The 18,528-nt window shown below is 58.8% G+C and carries 17 protein-coding genes and 1 tRNA gene; 10 read left to right on the top strand and 8 right to left on the bottom strand.

Annotation, left to right across the window (positions count from 1 at the left end; translation table 11 throughout):
- Positions 1-24: 24 nt before the first annotated feature.
- The 3 genes from EN851_RS05395 (at position 25) to EN851_RS37000 (ending at position 1,604) form a co-directional block, all read left to right on the top strand.
- Positions 25-684 carry a DUF1629 domain-containing protein gene (locus EN851_RS05395; RefSeq protein ID WP_127872390.1) on the top strand — a complete coding sequence of 220 codons (660 nt, stop codon included), beginning with the start codon at positions 25-27 and terminating at the stop codon, positions 682-684.
- Between the two features lie 144 nt (positions 685-828).
- Positions 829-1,227, top strand: a complete 399-nt coding sequence (locus tag EN851_RS37005; RefSeq protein WP_245520692.1) for a hypothetical protein — start codon at positions 829-831, stop codon at positions 1,225-1,227.
- 14 nt (positions 1,228-1,241) lie between these two features.
- The gene (locus EN851_RS37000; RefSeq protein ID WP_245520691.1) at positions 1,242-1,604 is read left to right on the top strand and encodes a GNAT family N-acetyltransferase; all 363 of its coding nucleotides are present in this window, start codon (positions 1,242-1,244) and stop codon (positions 1,602-1,604) included.
- 25 nt (positions 1,605-1,629) lie between these two features.
- Here EN851_RS37000 and EN851_RS05385 read toward each other — a convergent pair whose 3' ends face one another.
- Genes EN851_RS05385 through metG form a run of 3 tightly spaced genes read right to left on the bottom strand, consistent with a single transcriptional unit; the run spans position 1,630 to position 4,798 of the window.
- Entirely contained in the window at positions 1,630-2,448 is an 819-nt protein-coding gene (locus EN851_RS05385) for an MBL fold metallo-hydrolase (protein ID WP_127872392.1), read from the bottom strand.
- Positions 2,445-3,245, bottom strand: a complete 801-nt coding sequence (locus EN851_RS05380) for a TatD family hydrolase (protein WP_135928733.1) — start codon at positions 3,243-3,245, stop codon at positions 2,445-2,447. The genes EN851_RS05385 and EN851_RS05380 overlap by 4 nt, the downstream gene beginning before the upstream one ends.
- Positions 3,245-4,798 carry a methionine--tRNA ligase gene (gene metG, locus EN851_RS05375; protein WP_135928732.1) on the bottom strand — a complete coding sequence of 518 codons (1,554 nt, stop codon included), beginning with the start codon at positions 4,796-4,798 and terminating at the stop codon, positions 3,245-3,247. The genes EN851_RS05380 and metG overlap by 1 nt, the downstream gene beginning before the upstream one ends.
- Before the next feature lie 408 nt (positions 4,799-5,206).
- Between metG and EN851_RS05365 the strand changes: the two genes are divergently transcribed.
- Entirely contained in the window at positions 5,207-6,253 is a 1,047-nt protein-coding gene (locus tag EN851_RS05365; RefSeq protein WP_189521770.1) for an aminotransferase class I/II-fold pyridoxal phosphate-dependent enzyme, read from the top strand.
- The gene (locus EN851_RS05360) at positions 6,250-7,113 is read left to right on the top strand and encodes a hypothetical protein (protein WP_127872396.1); all 864 of its coding nucleotides are present in this window, start codon (positions 6,250-6,252) and stop codon (positions 7,111-7,113) included. Before EN851_RS05365 ends, EN851_RS05360 begins: the two co-directional genes overlap by 4 nt.
- A gap of 61 nt (positions 7,114-7,174) precedes the next feature.
- On the opposite strand, the gene EN851_RS05355 is transcribed toward EN851_RS05360, so the two are convergent.
- The 4 genes from EN851_RS05355 to EN851_RS05340 all read right to left on the bottom strand — a co-directional run bounded on the left by EN851_RS05355 (position 7,175) and on the right by EN851_RS05340 (position 11,465).
- The gene (locus EN851_RS05355) at positions 7,175-8,230 is read right to left on the bottom strand and encodes a DNA polymerase III subunit delta' (protein ID WP_127872397.1); all 1,056 of its coding nucleotides are present in this window, start codon (positions 8,228-8,230) and stop codon (positions 7,175-7,177) included.
- Positions 8,227-8,901 (bottom strand): dTMP kinase, encoded by a 675-nt coding sequence (gene tmk, locus EN851_RS05350; RefSeq protein ID WP_127872398.1) that lies wholly within the window; start codon positions 8,899-8,901, stop codon positions 8,227-8,229. Before tmk ends, EN851_RS05355 begins: the two co-directional genes overlap by 4 nt.
- An 82-nt stretch (positions 8,902-8,983) precedes the next feature.
- A complete protein-coding gene (locus tag EN851_RS05345; RefSeq protein WP_189521769.1) occupies positions 8,984-10,147 on the bottom strand; it encodes a D-alanyl-D-alanine carboxypeptidase family protein in 1,164 nt (387 codons plus the stop codon).
- 94 nt (positions 10,148-10,241) lie between these two features.
- Entirely contained in the window at positions 10,242-11,465 is a 1,224-nt protein-coding gene (locus EN851_RS05340) for a septal ring lytic transglycosylase RlpA family protein (protein ID WP_135928728.1), read from the bottom strand.
- A gap of 265 nt (positions 11,466-11,730) precedes the next feature.
- Here EN851_RS05340 and EN851_RS05335 point away from each other — a divergent pair.
- From EN851_RS05335 to EN851_RS05315, 5 genes are all read left to right on the top strand, one after another.
- Positions 11,731-11,820, top strand: a tRNA-Ser gene (locus EN851_RS05335).
- A gap of 423 nt (positions 11,821-12,243) precedes the next feature.
- Entirely contained in the window at positions 12,244-12,459 is a 216-nt protein-coding gene (locus EN851_RS05330; RefSeq protein WP_135928727.1) for a hypothetical protein, read from the top strand.
- Positions 12,460-12,509: 50 nt separating this feature from the next.
- On the top strand, positions 12,510-13,478 hold the full coding sequence (locus EN851_RS05325) for a nucleotidyltransferase family protein (protein ID WP_245520720.1): 969 nt from the start codon (positions 12,510-12,512) through the stop codon (positions 13,476-13,478).
- Positions 13,479-13,571: 93 nt separating this feature from the next.
- Complete coding sequence (locus tag EN851_RS05320; RefSeq protein WP_135928725.1) at positions 13,572-15,365, top strand: radical SAM protein; 1,794 nt, start codon at positions 13,572-13,574, stop codon at positions 15,363-15,365.
- A 15-nt stretch (positions 15,366-15,380) separates the two neighbouring features.
- Entirely contained in the window at positions 15,381-16,409 is a 1,029-nt protein-coding gene (locus EN851_RS05315; RefSeq protein ID WP_210234919.1) for a hypothetical protein, read from the top strand.
- On the opposite strand, the gene EN851_RS05310 is transcribed toward EN851_RS05315, so the two are convergent.
- Positions 16,406-16,957 carry a nucleoside monophosphate kinase gene (locus tag EN851_RS05310; RefSeq protein ID WP_135928723.1) on the bottom strand — a complete coding sequence of 184 codons (552 nt, stop codon included), beginning with the start codon at positions 16,955-16,957 and terminating at the stop codon, positions 16,406-16,408. The genes EN851_RS05315 and EN851_RS05310 overlap by 4 nt on opposite strands.
- Positions 16,958-18,528 lie beyond the last annotated feature (1,571 nt).

The following is an 18,528-nucleotide window of genomic DNA, read 5'->3' as shown; positions in this document are numbered from 1 at the left end:
AGCGTGCGAGGGTCGGGAGGTCGGGTGAAGATCTATGTTCCGAGTGTAGTGGAGGGGCAGGAATGGGTTCTTCCCGAACAAACCGACGACTACCGGCTATTCGCGACCCTCGGCGGCCGGAGCCAGAAGCGATGGCGTTCGCCCCGGATGAAATTCCTGCACGAGCAAGAAGACGGAACACCCCGGTTATATTCGGATTTTCCCTGGCTTGGCGAGCATGTGCTCATTCTGAGGGCCACGGCGTTGAAGTCGCTACGGCCGATTCTCGAACGGTATGGCGAATTCCTGTCGCTTCGTGGTGACGAGCCCATATGGCTCTTCAACGTCACCACTGTGGTCGATGCGCTGGACGAAGAGCGTTCAAGAATCGTCCGCTTTGACGATGGCGGCATCATGACGATCGAAAACCTCGTCCTTCGGGCGGAGGCTATCGGCGGGGCCGAGATATTCAAATTGCCGGAGCGTGCCGATGGCGTGCGAGTATCCGATATCTATCTGCAAGACACCATCGTGCGTCAGATCGGGGAACTCGGGCTCAAAGGCATCGCCTTTGAGTTGGTCTGGAATGACGAAACGGTCGGTCGCGACAGGATCGAATACCGCGGCGTGGAGCGTGCACCTGTCTCATCCGCGAATTCGCTCAGAAGTTTTTGGGCCGGTCTGCGTCGGAAGGCAGGTCTGTAAGGCAGGGCTGCGAGATGGATTCGAGACGCTTTCACGTTGCGACAAAAGTCGCATAAGATAGATTATGGAACTGGTGCATAGGCCCGCAGTTGGAAATTGCGGCTGATTTTCATAGGCTTGAACCATCAATCCGTGTTGCCTTGAGTGGATGGCCAACGCTACGCTGCGCGGATGACAACAGCCAAGCGTGAGCTGGAATCCGCGATCGAGGTGTTCGTGCATGGGTACAGCACCGACAAGAGCCGCACCTTTCCCTACGAGGCCATCCGGGTCGGGCCATTGTGGCTGATGCGCGATGCCGTGCGCAAGAATCCTCGCGATTACCGCAGCGAGGAATGGGTCGTCCACGACGTTGCCGTCCCGAAAGCCGACGCGGTCGTGCGGCGGCATGCGCGGCCGGGTTTCGCCATTTCCGTCGTGATCGCGAACGACGAACCCGATGAGCCGACGCGAACCGCATACAAGGCTCTCGGCTACCGGCTGCTTCGGACGAAGGCTTTTTCATCCAGCGATTGCGCCAGATTCCCAGCCCGCCGGCCATAGTCTCGATCGAACGCGTGCAGACAGTCGAACGCGCGGCGCAATTGGGAAAGATCATGCGCAGGCGTCCGATCGCCGACGATCTGCTCGGCGACGGCGCGCCGTTCCGCCAATATGTGGCGGTCGATGGCGACGATATCGTTGGCCGCGTGCGCAGCGTGGGTGCCACGGGAGCCACGTGGTGCGCGGACATGTATGTCGACCCTTCACACCGACGTCGCGGGATTGGTCAGGCTCTGCTGTCGAAAATGCTGGGCGATGATCGTGCCCATGGATCGAGGTGCTCGGTGCTGACGGCAACCCACACAGGGGCGCTGCTGTATCCTGGCATGGGCTACGAGCGCATTGGCACGCTGCTGATATTCCAGCCGAAGAAGTGAACAGCGGAAGAAACAAGCGTGTTCATCACGCTGATTCATAAGGAGTTTCGATCACCATGCCGTCGTAGGCCGGCACCACGGTCTCCGGCGTCTCAGTCATCACCGTGGCATAATCCAGCGGCACGTGCATATGCGTCAGGACGGCGTGTTTGGGCGCCAGCCGTTCGATCCATTCAAGCGCCTGGCCAAGCGATATGTGGCTCGGGTGGGTCTTGTATTGCAGCGCGTCGATAATAAGCACATCGAGGCCGCGCAGCCGCTCGACGGTGGCATCGGGAAAATCGCTGATATCGGGACAGTAGGCGAGCCCGCCGATGCGGAAACCCAGCGAAATGATGTCGCCATGGATCTGGGGCAGCGGCTCGAAGGTGAGGGCACCCCCCTCTCCTTCGATCACAACCGGCCTGGCATGGTCGATGATGTGGGCATCGACGATCGGCGGATAGGAACTGCCTGGCGGCGTCTCGAAGCAATAGCCGAACGCCTCGCGCAGCCGCAGCATGGTCGGCTCGTCGGCATGGATGGCGATGCGATGCCGTTGTTCCAGCACATAGCCGCGCAAATCGTCGATGCCGTGGATGTGGTCGGCGTGCGGATGCGTGTAGATCACGCCATCGATGCGCCTGACTGAAGCCATCAGCATCTGCTCGCGGAAATCCGGCCCGGTGTCGATGACGACCGTGGTGCGGCCGCCATCGGCGGCAATGCGCTCGACAAGCGCGGCCGTGCGCATGCGCCGGTTCCTGGGATTGGTGGGGTCGCAATTGCCCCAGTCGCCGGTGATGCGCGGCGTGCCTGGCGACGATCCACAGCCGAGAATGGTCAGGCGCAGCCGGTCGCTCATGCCTCGGGCGCCCGCTGGTCCGGGCGTGGCATTTTTCCAAACAGCCGAAAGAAATTGTTGGTCGTCAACGCTGCGATTTCAGCCTCGCTGATGCCAATTGTTTCAGCCAGCACCTTGGCCGTCTGCGCGATATAGGCCGGCTCATTTCGCTTGCCGCGAAACGGTACCGGCGCCAGATATGGCGCGTCCGTCTCGACCAGCAGCCGGTCATGCGGCACATCGGCGGCGATGGCGCGCAATTCGGCTGAGTTCTTGAAAGTCAGGATGCCCGAGAACGACACATAGCCGCCTAACGACACGCCAATTTCGGCGAGCCGCCGTCCCGACGAAAAACAATGCAGGATGAATGGGAAGGCGCCCTTCCCTGACTCGTCCTCGAGAATGGCGGCCATGTCATCGTCGGCATCGCGCGAGTGGATGACGAGAGGCAGCCCGGTCTCGCGGGCTGCGGCGATATGAGCGCGAAAACCCTGCGCCTGCGCCTCGCGAGGTGCCTTGTCGTAGAAAAAATCGAGCCCCGCTTCACCGATCGCCACCACCTTCGGGTGAGCAGACAGGCGGACAAGGTCGGCCGTGGTGACGTCGAGTTCCTCGGCGGCATTGTGCGGATGGGTGCCGACAGAGCAATAGACTTCGTCGAAAGTCTCCGCGATCTCAAGGATTTGCTGAAACCGCTTCACGCGCGTGGAGATCGTCACCATGCGGCCGACACCGGCCGCCTTGGCGCGGGCGACAATGGCCGCCCGCTCCTCGGCAAAGTCCGGAAAGTCCAGATGACAATGGCTGTCGACGAGCATCAGGCGTTCGCGTCCGTCTGTTCGGCATAGCGCGGAAACACGCCCTCCGGCGCAGGCAGCTGCGTGCCGGACACAAGCGCATGGTCGGCGTGGACATGCACGAAATCGCGACTGTCCGCCGGCACCGCCAGGAGGTCGAGCAGCTTGCCGGCCGAGCCCGGAATGAAGGGCTGGCATAGAACCGCCACGCGCCGGACCACTTCGGCCGTCGTCCACAGCACAGTTTCCATGCGCTCCGGATTGGTTTTCTTGAGCGCCCAGGGTTCCTGCCCGGCGAAATACCGGTCCGCTTCCGCAACCACGCCGAAGATCGCCGCCAGTGCCAGATGGATGCCTTGCTCAGCCATTGCCTTGCGCGCGGTGACGAGGGCGTCGATCGCCTGATCCAGGATCACCTTGTCGGCTTCCGCCATATCGCCGCGCTTCGGCACCACGCCGCCGCAATTCTTGGCGATCATCGACAGCGAGCGCTGCGCCAGATTGCCGAGACCATTGGCCAGATCCGCATTGGTGCGGTTGACGATCGCTTCATGGCTGTAGCTGCCGTCCTGCCCGAACGGCACTTCGCGCAGGAAGAAGTAGCGCACCTGGTCGAGGCCGTAATGGTCGACCATGGTGAACGGGTCGATGACGTTGCCGACCGATTTCGACATCTTCTCGCCGCGGTTGAACAGGAAGCCGTGGCCGAAGACACGCTTCGGCAGCGGAATGCCGGCCGACATCAAAAAGGCCGGCCAATAAACCGCGTGGAAGCGCACAATGTCCTTGCCGATGATGTGCGCATCAGCCGGCCAAAAACGCCAATTATCAGCCTTTTCATCGGGATAGCCGACGCCGGTGATGTAGTTGGTCAGCGCGTCGACCCACACATACATGACATGCTTTTCGTCGCCAGGTACCGGCACGCCCCAGTCGAATGTGGTGCGCGAGATCGACAGGTCCTTCAGTCCCGACTTGACGAAGCTCATCACCTCGTTGCGTCGCTCGGCCGGGCCAATGAAGTCGGGCTGGCCTTCGTAAAGCGCAATGAGCTTGTCCTGATAGGCCGACAGCCGGAAGAAGTAGCTCTCTTCCTCGACCCATTCGACCGGCGTTCCCTGCGGCCCGTAGCGGACATTGTCGGGACGGACCTCGGTCTCCTCCTCGCCGTAATAGGCTTCGTCGCGCACCGAGTACCAGCCGGCATAGCCGCCTTTGTAGACGTCGCCGTTGGCGGCCATCGCCTTCCAGATCGCCTGCGAAGCCGCGTAATGCCGCTCCTCGGTGGTGCGGATGAAATCGTCGTTGGAGGCGTTGAGCGCGGTCGCCATGCGCTTGAACTCAGCCGAGTTGCGGTCGGCCAGTTCGCGCGCCGAAATGCCTTCGCGCTTGGCCGTCTGCAGCATCTTGATGCCGTGCTCGTCGGTGCCGGTGAGGAAGAAGACCTGCTTGCCGTCAAGCCGCTGGAAGCGGGCAAGCGCGTCGGTGGCGATCAGCTCGTAGGCATGGCCGATATGCGGCTTGCCGTTCGGATAGGAAATCGCGGTCGTGATGTAGAATGTGTCGCGTGACATGAATGAACCGTCATGAATGTCTGAATGGGAGCCGTGGCGGTGGATATCGCATCGGAATGGCGATTGCCATCCCGAGACCAATGCATGCCGCCCAAAAGCTGCCCCGGTTTTGGGGGCAACGGCATGCACCAAAAAAGGCCGTCACATTCGCATTGCAGAATTCAGGCGGTCGGTCATGGTCGGGGCGTGCTGCTTCTTGTCGAGATTGCAGGGTGTCGGCCTCAGATATAACGTCCAGGGCCTCATGCCAAGTCCAGACCGCTTGCCTGACCTGCGCATTCATCACGATGGTCTGGCGGCAGGCCGTTGCAAAGTCGGGCCACGTTCCCTTAGGGTCGTGACGGGCAAAGGCAGATCCGCATGGCCACGACCACACAATATGATCCGCGACCGAATCTCGATCTGCGCTTGCGCCAGGCCGGCGCGAGCAAAACCGTCTACGCCCTCGTCACCCCCGAGATCGAGGCGGTAAAGGCCGAATTGCTCGGCAACAATACCGGAAATGGCCCTGATCCGGTCCGTGCGGCCTATCTCGATCAGTTTCGCCATGCCTGGACCGGAAAGCAGAACGCGCTGCACAAACGGTTCTTCGACACCTGGCTCGGTTGGGCGAAGCCGATGGCGCCGTTGAACACGGCTGACTTTCCATTCAGCTATCCGACCGCGGGTGCAAGCGAGCCGCTTTTTCACCTGATTGCCGATTACGGCAACCGCGCGCGCCTCGACGGGTTCTCCCCTCGCCTTGCAATCTTTCGTGGCGAGTATGAGGGCTACAGAGCCTATGCTGAAGCCTGCGGCATTCCGGTGACGGAATATGACCGCCACGACTGGCGCGATATGGCCGACACCATCGATCCCCAGCATCTGCTGTGTCTCAGCCAACCCTCGGCCATTGACGGCATGTTATGGCCCGAAGCCAACGCATTTCTTCGCCGGCTCAGCGGGCGCGCGAACCCGGCCCAGGTCGTCTTGGATTTGACCTATGTCGGGGCAACCGCCGAGCCACCGCCGGAAACGATCCTCGCCGACGCCCCTTGCGTGAGTGCCGTGGTGATCAGCCTGTCCAAACCGTTCGGCACCTATTACGACCGCATAGGCGGTGTGTTTTGCCGATCGGAGAATCTCGGCCTGTTCGGCAATCAATGGTTCAAGAACCTGACGTCGCTGCAACTGGGAATCCGGCTGATGGAGCGGTTCGACGTGTTCGCCATGGCGCGCCGCTACGCCGCGGTTCAACATAGCGCTGCGGAACATGCCGGCCAGGCTCTCGGCCTCGCCCTGGTGCCGGCGGACGTCTTCATTCTTGCCCAGGCATCGGCAGGGGCGGACGGGGATTCGGACATGGCCTCCTACCTTACCCGCGCCCCTGGCGCGATCGGTGCTCGGCCCCGCCTGTGTCTCACGCCAGGCATGGCGGAGCGGATCGGCATGGCCCCTCCTGGACCGGTTTCATGAAGCATCTAATCCCGCTGGTCACCCGCGATGACGTCCATGCCCACTGCCTGGCGCACTGGAAAACGGATGTATTCCGATCCTCGCATCGCGAGGGCGGCTACATTCACGACGTCGTCGATCAGTACGCCCGCCTGCCGCGCTTCACCTGCGAGACCACCAACGACCGCCTGGAACGCGCGCACTTCTGCACCTGGTGGGGGCTGACGATGCGCCGGGACGACTATGCCGCTCCGGCCGTCGAGGATCTCTACATTCTGCATGAAATCTGGCACGCCGCGCACATGCCCTTCATACCGGGCATCGGGTTCGAGGCGTTCCACGGCAAGATGGAGCGCAACGAGCTCGAAGCGAGCGTGGCTTCCGAACTGCTGGTCTATTTCAAGATCGATGGACTAAGGGAAAGCGCGTTTCCGCATCCCATTTATGCGGACCGGTTTCTCAATGATCCGGCCATGCGGCTTCTATGGCGCGAGAACGAAGTCGTCGCCACCAACACGCTGCTCGAAGCGCGGCGAAACGTCATGTACTCGAAGCCCGAAGGCGACATGGACCTGAGCGAGCGCTGGATCCGCAAATTCACCATGCAGAACCGGCAATGGTCGATTGTCTGGGCCGACCGCTATCCCGACATCGAGGACCATATGCATCGGTTCCAGCAGATGGCACATGGCGGCGACAGGAAGGGGGCCGCCGACTTCCATATCGACTGGATCGAAGCCGAGGCCGCCAGCGATGCTGTAGACCACATTCCTTTCCGCGACCAGGCGCTGCTGTTCGCCACGATCTATTGGGCCAATCGCGCCAAATATGATGCGGCGCTCAATGGTGCCGCGAGCAAGCCGGCGCGGATGACGGCCTGAATAGCCGGCCGCGATCCTCCAACAGCTGCCAGCGGCGGGCGATTGCCGCCCCAGATGACCGTCACACGCGCATCGCCGAATTCAGTCGATCGATCATGGTCAAGGCATGCTGCTTCTTGTCGAGATTGTAGGTATCGGTTTCCGATATGGCGTCCAGCGCCTCATGCCAGCTGTCCGACAGTGTTTTGGCCCGCGCAAGGTCGCCGGCCAGCGCCGCCTGGCTTGCCGCGTCCGACAGAAGGTCCAGTGCCCGGCGGTTGAAGATGTCGAACTGGATCGCCTGATCTCGGCCCGCGACGGCTTCAGCCAGGCGATAGGCGCCGCCAATATCGCTCTTTCCCTTCGCCACCAGGCCATCGAGCGTCTGTGCGATCTCCAACCCGCCATATTGCGTCAACAGGATCGCGCTGCGGGCGCTTCCCCCTGCCCGCTCGACCAGCGCGGCTCGCGCGGCCGGATCGTCCGGCGGCGGCGGTTCCGCGGTCTCCAGCACCGCCATCAGCTCGTTGGCGTCGAGCGGTGTCAGCCGCACCACCTGGCAGCGCGAGCGGATCGTCGGCAGCAGACTGCCCGGCGCATGGACGATGAGAATGAACAGGGTTCGTGCCGGTGGTTCCTCGAGATTCTTCAGCAAGGCATTGGCCGCATTGGCATTCATGTCGTCGGCCGGATCGACGATCACCACCCGGTAGCTGCCGTCGTGCGACGTCAGCGACAGGAAGCGGCTGACCTTGCGGATTTCGTCGACGGTGACGACGGTCTTGAAGCTCTTGGTCTTGTCGTTCAAGGGGCGGGTCAGGTGCAGCACCCCGGGATGCGCCCCGGTGGCGATCTGGCGAAACAGCGGCGAGGCCGGATCGGGAACCGCCAGGTTGCCGGGTGCCTGGTCGAAGGCCGGGTGCTTCAAAAGATGATGGGCAAGGTGGAAGGCAAGCGTCGCCTTGCCGATTCCGACAGGTCCGGCGAAGATCAGCGCATGCGGCAGCTTTCCCGCGCGATAGGCGGCGGCCAGCATGGCGGCGGCCTGCCCGTGCCCGACCAGACGCGGCGTTTCGGAGGGTTCCGGCACACCGTCCAGCGTATCATGCTGTTCCGGTGCGATGCGTTCGAAGATCATACCGGTGCGACCTGCCTGTTGCGCTCGGGCGCCCTTGCCTCCAGTGCCGCGAACACGGCCGCGGTGACGACGTCCTCCACCGTATCCGGATCGGCGGACGCATCGACGACGATGCAGCGCTCCGGCTCTGCCGCGGCGATCGCCAGGAACGCTTCGCGGCGGGCCTGGTGGATGGCCAGCGTCTCTTTTTCGAAGCGGTCGGCGGCGGCATCGCTGCCGCGCCGCAAGGTCGCGCGCTTCAAACCCTCGGCCGGGTCGATATCGAAGATCAACGTCATGTCGGGCATCATGCCGTTGATGGCGACCTGTTCCAGCATGGCCATGAACGCCGGATCGATCCCGCCCGTAACGCCCTGATAGACACGCGAGGAATCCAGGAAGCGGTCACAAAGAACGATGGAGCCGCGCTCGACGGCCGGACGGATGACCTGCTCGACATGGTCGGAGCGCGCGGCGGCGAAGAGCAGCGCTTCCATCTTCGGCCCGAACGGTTCGGCGGCGCCCGACAGCAGCACATGACGGACCGCTTCGGCGCCCGGCGAGCCGCCCGGTTCACGCGTGCGCAGGACGTCATACTTCTTGGCGCGCATCTTTGTGGCCAGCCGCTCGATCTGTGTCGACTTGCCTGCGCCTTCGCCGCCTTCGAAGGTGATGAAAAATCCGCGCGCCAAACCGAGGGCCTTTTGTTCGTGTTCGAGTGGATTGTTGCGCTCTAGATAGTCCGCGGCAGGGAAAACGTCCATGCCGTCGGTGTTATCGAAGCCAGCCGATAGCCAGTTCCTTGACGGCATCGAGCGCGCGTTGCGGCAACGTGCCGACGCCGATCGTTTCGGCGGCGAACAACGGTGTCTCCTGGCTCAGCGTGTCACCGATCCAGACGCGCAGGGCGCCCACCGGTTGCCCCTCCTCCACCGGAGCGGCGACCGGCCCGGTGTAGACGATTCTCGCCGTCAGCTTGTCGCGGTTGGTGATCGGCAGGAAGATGTCGATCGGACCTTTTGCCTTCAGCGTCACACCGGATTTCGCACCGCCAAAGACCTGGGCCTCTCCGACCACCTCGTCCTTGGCGAAGATCTCGGTCTTCTCGAACGAACGAACGCCCCAATCGAGCAGTTTGCGCGCCTCTTCGGCACGCTCCTTGTCATTGGCCAGCCCGCTCATTGCAGCGATCACCCGCTTGCCGTCGTGGCTGACCGAAGCGACGATGCCGAAGCCGGATGTCTCGCTTGCGCCGACAGCCAGGCCGTCGGCGCCGATGTCCATCGCCAGCAGCGGGTTGCGGTTCCTCTGCGAGATCTTGTTCCAGGTGAAATCCTTCAGGCCATAGTAGCGATAGAAATCGGGGTATTCGCGCCACAGATGGAGCGCGAGCTGCGCCAGTTCGCGCACATTTGTCTGCTGGCCATCGGCCGGCAGGCCGGTCGAATTGACGAAAGTCGAAGTCTTGAGGCCGATCTGGCGCGCGCGTTCGGTCATCTCTCCGGCAAAATTATCCTCCGACCCGGCCATGCCTTCGGCGATGACGATGCAGCCGTCATTCGCGGCCTGCACGGTCACCCCCTGGATCAGGTCCTCGAGCCGGATCGCCGATTTGAGCTTGGCGAACATCGTCGAGGTCCCCGACGGCGCGCCACCTTTGCGCCAGGCGTTCTCGCTGACCACGAACGTATCGTCGAATTTCAGGCGCCCGGACTTGAGGGCGTTGAAAACCACTTCCATCGTCATCAGCTTGGCCATCGAGGCCGGCGGAATGGGTTTGTCGGCATCTTTCGAAAACAGCACCGTGCCGGTGTCGGCATCGATCATGAAGGCCTGTGCGGCCTTGGTTTCGAAAAGCTGCGCTTGGGCCGGCGAAAGCATAAGCAGCAGGCCAAGGAGAAGAAACCCGGCGAAAGGCTGTAGCAAGCGAAATTGCATGAAAAGCGACCCGTTGGCCGGCCCCTCCGGCGTGCCGAAACTATCGGGCTTTTTCGGCGAGGGATCAACTGCCGGCGGCACACCGGCTCTCGGATCAGTCGCGCACGACCAGCGCGTCGGGCGCGCCGTGGGACCATGCCGCCTTCAGCAACTCGTCCAGGTCGCCATGGCCGTCCGGATAGAGGTTGACCGCATACCAGTCATTGCCGTCGAGATCGGAGCGCTGGATTTCTATTCTGCCGAAGGACTTTAGCGCCGAGGCCACACGTTTGGCCTCGGTGGCATCGTCGAACGTGCCGGCGGCGACATAGTTGGAGCTGGACGGCGTCGCTTGGCGATCGGTCTTTTTCCAGGACCGCAGGATGTCTGCGGGTGACATGCCGCTGTCGTCCAGCGCGGCAAACACATCCGCGCGATGGACGCGTTCATCCGCATAGGACAGCGAGGCCATGGCGAACGGCGATTGCGGCGGCAAGCCGATCTCGGGACGTTCCGGCACGATCGGTCCGAAATCGGGCAGCGCCAGATCGCCGAAGGCCGGCGACTGCGCGGACATCTGCGCCTGGACCGGGATCGCGGCATCGGTCAGCTGACCTGGAAACGGCACGGCGGCAGCACCCGCCGGAAGGCTCGGCGACGGTCCGTTCATGGCCACCATGACGCCGGTCGGCAGGCCATCCGATGGATCCGGTATGCGGTTGCCGGGATGGTAAGAGGCCATCAGGTACTGGTCGTCATTGCCGTCGAGCGGCGCGCGGCCGACATATTCGACCTTCACCTTCGCGGTGCCGACCTTGTCGTAGTCGAGCATCTGCGCGGCACGCTCCGAGACGTCGATGATGCGGCCCTCATGGTATGGGCCGCGGTCATTGACGCGCACGATGACCGAACTGCCGGTTTCGAGGTTGGTGACGCGGGCATAGCTGGGCAGCGGCATCGTCGGATGCGCCGCCGTTAGTTGCGCCGTGTCGTAGACTTCGCCGTTGGCGGTCAGCCGGCCATGGAAAGCGTCGCCATACCACGAAGCCAAGCCGACCTTGGCGTAGCGCTTCTCTTCCTTGGGATAATACCACTTGCCGCGCACCTGATACGGCTTGCCGAGCTGGTCGCGGCCGCCGCCGCGCCGCATGAAGGCAGCGCGCGGACTGGCCTTCACTCCATATTCGGTCTCGGCGAAATATTCCTTGGAGCGGGTCTTCTTGTAGACCATGCCCTTCGGCTCGGGCTGCGACGCGCAAGCGGCAAGCAATGCAGCCGACGCCGCAAGCAACGCAACAGTGGCAACGCGACGAAGACGCGGGTGCGTCACAGCCTGCATTCTTGATTGCCCCCTAAAGTCTCGACCAACAACATCGTGTCCGACCATCAGAGAGCCACGCGCTCACTCGACAATGCCAACGACGTCTCGGACCCCGATCCTTTGTGCGCAGGAATTGTTTATCACGGTATTAACCGATTGTGGCCGGAACCGGGCAAGATTGTGACGCTGCTTGTCCTGTCCCGGGGCTTGGAGAAGGGCCGCTTCACGCAAGCCGGTTGACAGGCCTTTGCCGGGCACACTAGAGCAGTGGCCGGCAGTCACCGGAGGGATGGCCGAGCGGTTTAAGGCACCGGTCTTGAAAACCGGCGTGGGCGCAAGTTCACCGTGGGTTCGAATCCCACTCCCTCCGCCATGCCCGCCGATTGCCCTCTATAATACTATATTGCCGCCGATTGCCGCATCCCACCGGGTAGGATAGCGAACCGCCGATTCTACGCTACAGCCCGATATCCTTAGAGTGGCTACGGCAGCTTACGACCCCTGTTCAGACGTAAAACGGCCATCTGAATTGCCTGAAGCCTGCCGTCCGCAGCCGCGGCCTATGCAACATGAAGGGGCAAGCAGCGACCAGCGGGTCTTCGGACGTGAGGCAAGGAAAGCAGACACGCATCAGTGTTCACATTTCTAGGCTAAGGCAGGGATCTGAATAACAGGTGAGCCAAAGACGCAATGCGCCAACGCGCCGGTTAGTTGACCACTGGCACAACGCGTAAGGATGGTGCATTCTACTCGCGCGACTATCGCTCAGTACGTCTTCAATCAAGAGGATACCGTGATGTCAAAAATGCCAAGATACCGAGTCGTCGGACTAAGCCGGGAGCAGTTGGATGAGATCGCCCGCAGTTCGTCGCTGACGATCGAAAAGCTGAATGATGATAAGATATTTGTCCTTGGCGGTCCCGAATTTACTGTTAAGGCAGAGGATAAGGCAGTCAGAACCGCATTAGACATTGCTGGCGGACGCGTTGCAATGTGTAAGGCGATGTTTTGAGAGATAGTTCCTCTTATATTCAGCCAACCGGAGACCTCAATACGGTACGAATGGGGCTTGCGCGAAATTGCGCAGCCCTTCCGCGCGCGTTTTACAGCGCACTAGAACGGTGTGTACTCGGATCCCCAAAGCAGCTGCTAACAGCGTGCAGTAGGTCTCATCAAGTCGGATTACTAGGTGAGTCGCTGGAGCTGTCTAGCTTATCCCAACTAACCCCACCCTGGTTGATGGAGTCGATCGAAAAGATAAACGCAACCAATCGCCTGCTTTTTGACGTTTTTGAGACAACCTGTCTCGAGCTTGAGTACCTGTGCTCGCTGGTGGATTTGACACCTGTGCGCATAAAGGGCTTGTCCGCCTGCCGACGACTATATGCTGACATCGGGAGCCGACCCGTAAGAGATATCGATGTCTTGATCGAGCGTGGCAACGCAGAGGCACTCTACAAGATCGCATTGACACTGGGTTTCGTACAGGGTCGATTTGACAGTCTCACGCAGACAATCGTCCCTGTCTCTACATCTATTGATCTTAACAGCGATTACGAGTTTCCTCGGATGGTCCGAGCGGTTCAGATAGATGGTGACAAGAATGATATTCTTGATGTCTTTAGACATGAAGAAGAATCTAAATATTTTTTTGAAGCAGAAAATCCGCTTGTCGTGTATGTCCCTCTTGAGATTCATTTTGATCTAGATCTTCCAGGGCGAATACCGTGGCGCGGGTCGAAGGAAGTCGATCTACCCGACCAGAAGTGGCATCATCTTCTGGAGGATGACGAAGTTCTATATCTTTGCTTCAAAGCATACGCCGACATTGAAATATATCGCAAGGCAAAGGGCATAAAGCTGATATCGGACATCCACAGACTGTTGCGAAGGTCTAACTGCCACACCGATCAGCCTATGCTCCGCGCGCGAGCCCTGCAACACGGGCTACAGGTACCAGTAGACTGGGTGCTACAGTTTCTCGGAAAGCAGCCTGACGCGACATGTGTTTACGGTGGTTTGGAAAGCTAGAGCGGCCCCTTTTTGTGCCGTCGCGCTTCTCCAAACTAGCTGAGCCTCAAATCTTTATATGAACGGCGCAATAGCTGGCAATGGGAGAAAACCATGGGAGATGGCATCCGAGGGATAGTCGGCCTCGTCCTACCCTTCCTTCCAGAAGGACAGATAAAAAACAGATTCCGGTATCGCGAATGCCTAGCGCTTGGCTACCTCACATCATCCCTAGAAAGGGCAGGCTACCAAGTTGTATCAATTAACGCCGAACTTCGTGATCTCAGTGTCGCTCAGGTGGTGGAAGAGCTTTTATCGCACGCACCGTTCCTGGTTGGCCTGTCGATCAGCTCGCAGCGCGGATACAAAGCCGCTAAGGAACTAGCGCAAGCTGTGAAAGCAGCTGACCGCGACATTCACATAACATGCGGTGGTATATTGCCGTCCTCTTGGAGCTCGTCGATCCTCTCGGACAGCGCTCACATCGACTCAGTGGTACGGGGTGAAGGTGAAGACGCCATTGTCGAATTGGCTGACGCGATTCGCTCTGCACGGCCAATCAATACAGTGCTCGGACTAAGTCACAGAGCTGGCGCATCTATTCAAGAGAATGCGGCACGGCACAGGCAGATGGACCTCTCTTCCGCGCCACCGCCTGCGCGGAATGATTTAGAGTATATAGTCAGCACCGGGAGAACAGTGTCGTCCGCATACATGGTCTCCTCTCGTGGTTGCTATGCGAAATGCAGCTTCTGCTCAATTCACCAGATTTACGGTGACCATCTTGTCGCGCGACGAAAACCTGACGATATTGTCGAGGAAATGCGAACTCTACAGGACCGCTTTGATGTTCACCGCTTCTCATTCGTAGATGATCTCTTTCTTATGCCGTCCCGGGCGGGAATACGCTGGATACATGAGTTTTGTAACAGCCTTGAGCAGGCGAATTTAGGAATTAGATTCTACGCTGAAATACGCGCCGACACCGTTGAACCAATATTGATGCGGCGTTTGATCTCCGTCGGGCTAGATCGCATTTTTTTAGGGCTGGAGGCCGGAGTCGATAGCATACTCGCACGTCTGGACAAGGGGACTACAGTTGCCCAGAACGAAAAGGCGATCGTCGTTCTGCGTGATGAAGTCGGCCTCCGACCTGAAGATATCAAGTGCGGGTATATCATGTTCGAGCCGGAGATGACGTTTGCGGAACTCAAAGACCAGTATCGCTGGATACGTGCGTCTGGAATCTGCCGAGTGCAACATCTTCAAAACCGATTGAATATCTACTGGGGCACACCAATCTTCGAAAAGATGAAGCGCCGAGGGTTGACTGACACGGCGCCCTTTGCGGAACGTTGGTTCTACAATTTTGACGACCATCGTGTAGCGCAATTCGAAGCCTCAACACGTCGGTTCCTACGACAGATGGACCAGGCACAGCTGCTAAACGGCACTATCGCCGCAAAGGCGCGATTTCGAGAAGAGACACTTGAACGAGATCAGTCGGCGACACCGCGGGCCGTGATGGACGTATTTCGTGATGGGCACACCTATCTAGAACAGCAAGAACGCGAATGCTGGTATTTGGCGTTCGACACATTCTTTTCTATTCTCGACCGGAATGTCGAGATAACGCCCAGCGACGAGGCCGCTCTCTGGGATGACCTATCCCAAATACGCCGCACGCTCGTAATTGCTGCGCAAGTCGTGTCTGGCATCGCCGACTTCTTGGCGCAGTGCCGTTCAGTGAGGGTGGGGCAGGAGCAGTCAATAGCGCTGAATTGGAGAATACGCCCTGATCATGCAGTCGAGGTGGCCCTCCGCACACCAGAGGTAACTGCAAATGTTTCGAGCCTGCCGGGATTTGTTCCGCGGGATTGCTTCGACAATTCCTTTCGGATTCACTAGTAGATGGAACCCACATTGCTTACGAAACCCGAATTGGAAACGCCACTCCTCGCCGTGATCAAATCACTGATCACCACTTCTCATGTCATCGACCTCGGCGTTACATCCGTGGAAATTCATGCAAATCGCAACATAGATGAATGTTTGCGGTTCTTCTCACCGCACTCGAAGTGCCGTTATGACGAGCAAGTGAGTTTTCGGCTCTTCTTCATAGATATATCGCTGCCTGACTTCCCTACACATGTTATTCCGATGCCTGATCGTACGTATGCCGGAGGACGATTTGCGAAGGGGTATTATGTTACTGATAACTTCGGTTCGCCGGTGACGTTGGCATCAAGTGGGAACGACTTTTTCGTCTTTGGCAAAGAGTTTGATCGGCTGGTTTGGTCGTACTTTGTGAAGTTATGTCTAACATTGTGGGGCAATCGAAACGGTCACTTACATATCAAAGCGTCGTGCTTCGAAAACGACGGTAAAGGGGTCCTGATAATCGGAAACGGGGGCACTGGAAAGACCGTCATGTTGTCGCAGCTTTGCTTGAAAGGCGGCGCTACTTTCGTTTCAAATACGCACTGCATGGTCAACCGGGACGATGTCGTGGGGGTCGGTACGACGATGAGGGTGCGAAGAGATTTCTATTTTGACACGATTATAGATCGGCTCAAGCTTCCCAGAAGCGTAAACGATGGCGAGTTTCTTCTCGACCCTCAGAAGGTCTTCGCAAAGACATCAACGAAGGCAAAAATAACATCAATACTTCTAGTGGACTATTCCAGAAGTGGCGAATGCCTCATAGAACCGGTCAGTAATATCGACGTGATCGGTTACATGGAACAGTTCAGTATGGCGCTCAATGCGTACTCGTTGAAAAATCAGATGCTCGAGGAGGCCGGCTCTGATCCTCGAGCGTTTGCAAGAGCATGCGCCAGTAGTAGACGCCAACTAGAAGCGCTCGTGGCACAGTCTCTCTGCTGGTTCGTGAGTTGCGACATCACAAATCAGGAGCACATGACCAAGTTATTGGCGAAAATTGGGGGCTAACGGGTGAATTGCCTTATTACCTGAAGAACAGCTTTATAACTTGCTGGATACCTAATCTCGTTGGTCGGAATGCCTTTCAGGTTTTCGAGCATAGAGTCCTCTTGATCTCTGAACGCGAAGATTTTTGCCTTTGCGTGCGCTGGGAGATCATCTGCTCGAGATTCGGTGCGGTATCGAGCGATGAGGCGCGCCACCAAGATAGCATCCGGCACGATAAGTCGATATATCCTGCTTATCCGAAATCGTGCGGCTAGTGACCGCGCCTGTTCTTCGCTCCTTGGCGGCCCATCGATCAGTACGCGCATCGTTGGCTTCTGGCCGAGCGACAATTCATCCAGCGCGAGATTGATGGCCGCAACTGATAGTGGGACCCCAGTCTCAATTGCCACGGTGTCAGCGGCTGATAAGCGGCCTTGTTGAGCAAGCTGCCGGCATTTGTCTCCAACAAAAAACACTTGGCGAAGCTCTCGCGCTTCCACATGCCTCGCGATGGTCGATTTCCCGGCACCTGAAGGGCCAAAAAGCAGCTCTACCTCCAACTGAGTCATTGCCAAAGTTGCTCGACACGTTCGGCCTCATCAAAACCCCGTTGTGATATCATCAGGAATCGTTCTGCCATTGAATTTTGCCCGCCGAGTATACAGTTGCGATCGAGTACCTTAGCTCGATATAGGCACCACAGACCATGACGAAGGGCATAAAGTGGGGCGGATCTTAAGATTGAGGTAAAAAGTGGCTGGATCGCGAGCCCCGTAGCCTCGCTGTAACTGGTAATGAAGAGCTCTCTGTAGCGAGATGTTACGCCCTTGGCCCAATCCCAGGTGTTAAACGCCGATGACATGCACGCCCATAGGTCGAACGTACGTGGTGCAAGGCAAAATGTTTCCCAGTCGATCGCCGTTAGGGAGCTTGAATGGCGATCGTAAAGAAAATTTGATGGCACCGGATCTCCATGGGTACAAACTTCGTCGGATGTAAACCGGCCAAACTCAAGCCTGCATAGTGCCAATAGTTGGAGAAGCCCTTTTATGCGAAGACGCTCGGGGTGGGTCAGCTCCATTGACTCGAGTGTTTGGAACAATGTTTCAGCGTCTCTCACCACGCTCTCTCGGGAATGACGCGCATCGCTCGGAAAGTGCTCTACGATATGCGCGGTATGAAGGGAGGCAATCATTCTCCCCAAAGCCACGGCATGCGCTTTGGAGGAGACTGATGGCATTCCTCTCGCCCAGCTGTATATTATGTAGCCATTGGGAAATCGTACTGTTCTGGGTGCATAGAACCGCAGTGCTGGTACGCGAAGGGTGCTTCTCAGGTGACGAAGAGCGAATGCTTCCCTCTCCGTAGACGCCCATCCACGTGGATCTTGGTATTTTCGACATTTCAAGACGACAGTCTCACCATCGACTGAGATCAAGTAGATGTCGTTAAATGATCCGCTTGCAACGGGCTTTACCGAAATCGCCGCGGGGACGCAGGGTTTACCGAAGAACTCGCGGCCGTATTCACCCGCTTCGTGTTGGATCGATGTCTCCGTTGGCAACCGTCGCACCATAAGGTTGGAAGATAAGGCCTTGCGATATCGGGGACAGAATATGGCAAGTTACAGCCTCCATTCTTGCCTTTCAATTCGGCATCGGGCCATTCACAAGATCGAAGCGATTTTCTTGCATCCATATCGCGTGCGATCTAACGGCGGCAGTTGGTTGTAAAAAAAGGACGGCATCATCAGCGTAAACGATGATGCCATCAGGCTCATAGCTTTCAAAGGTTCAAATGATGAAATTTGGGCGGTGACGACGGCAAAGTGACGCCGCGCACCGCTTCGTCCTCATAAGCGCCCTCGTCCCGGTGCGAAGGGAGGAGCTGCTATGGGGAAGGCGGTTGATTATGGTCCATATCAGGACGCTTTGCGGCTGATGCTCGCTTGCCAGATGAAGGGCAGCTTCTCTGGGATACCCGCCCGAAATCTGCCATTCCGCTTCCCACCCCATTGTTGCCATTCGCTCGTGCCTTAATTTTGGAGGGCTATAGCGTAAACGTAGTTCTCCGTTTCATCGCTCTCGGCCCGCCAGAACGACGGCAATGTACGCCTGTGACCCCTGCCCGGAAAATCGCT

Source organism: Mesorhizobium sp. M8A.F.Ca.ET.208.01.1.1, assembly GCF_004791315.1.
In the GTDB taxonomy this organism is placed as follows: Bacteria; Pseudomonadota; Alphaproteobacteria; order Rhizobiales; family Rhizobiaceae; genus Mesorhizobium.
Note: the sequence above shows the minus strand (reverse complement) of the source record. Positions and strands in the feature narration are given on the sequence as shown.

What these genes read in the sequence shown, in the direction of transcription:
- EN851_RS05320 (WP_135928725.1), top strand. Translation starts at nt 13,572, where the DNA reads ATGGGAGATGGCATCCGAGGGATAGTCGGCCTCGTCCTACCCTTCCTT.
- EN851_RS05355 (WP_127872397.1), bottom strand. Translation starts at nt 8,230, where the DNA reads ATGATCTTCGAACGCATCGCACCGGAACAGCATGATACGCTGGACGGT.
- metG (WP_135928732.1), bottom strand. Translation starts at nt 4,798, where the DNA reads ATGTCACGCGACACATTCTACATCACGACCGCGATTTCCTATCCGAAC.
- EN851_RS05380 (WP_135928733.1), bottom strand. Translation starts at nt 3,245, where the DNA reads ATGCTCGTCGACAGCCATTGTCATCTGGACTTTCCGGACTTTGCCGAG.
- EN851_RS05330 (WP_135928727.1), top strand. Translation starts at nt 12,244, where the DNA reads ATGTCAAAAATGCCAAGATACCGAGTCGTCGGACTAAGCCGGGAGCAG.
- EN851_RS05325 (WP_245520720.1), top strand. Translation starts at nt 12,510, where the DNA reads ATGGGGCTTGCGCGAAATTGCGCAGCCCTTCCGCGCGCGTTTTACAGC.
- EN851_RS05385 (WP_127872392.1), bottom strand. Translation starts at nt 2,448, where the DNA reads ATGAGCGACCGGCTGCGCCTGACCATTCTCGGCTGTGGATCGTCGCCA.
- EN851_RS05360 (WP_127872396.1), top strand. Translation starts at nt 6,250, where the DNA reads ATGAAGCATCTAATCCCGCTGGTCACCCGCGATGACGTCCATGCCCAC.
- EN851_RS05310 (WP_135928723.1), bottom strand. Translation starts at nt 16,957, where the DNA reads ATGACTCAGTTGGAGGTAGAGCTGCTTTTTGGCCCTTCAGGTGCCGGG.
- EN851_RS05345 (WP_189521769.1), bottom strand. Translation starts at nt 10,147, where the DNA reads ATGCAATTTCGCTTGCTACAGCCTTTCGCCGGGTTTCTTCTCCTTGGC.
- EN851_RS05340 (WP_135928728.1), bottom strand. Translation starts at nt 11,465, where the DNA reads ATGCAGGCTGTGACGCACCCGCGTCTTCGTCGCGTTGCCACTGTTGCG.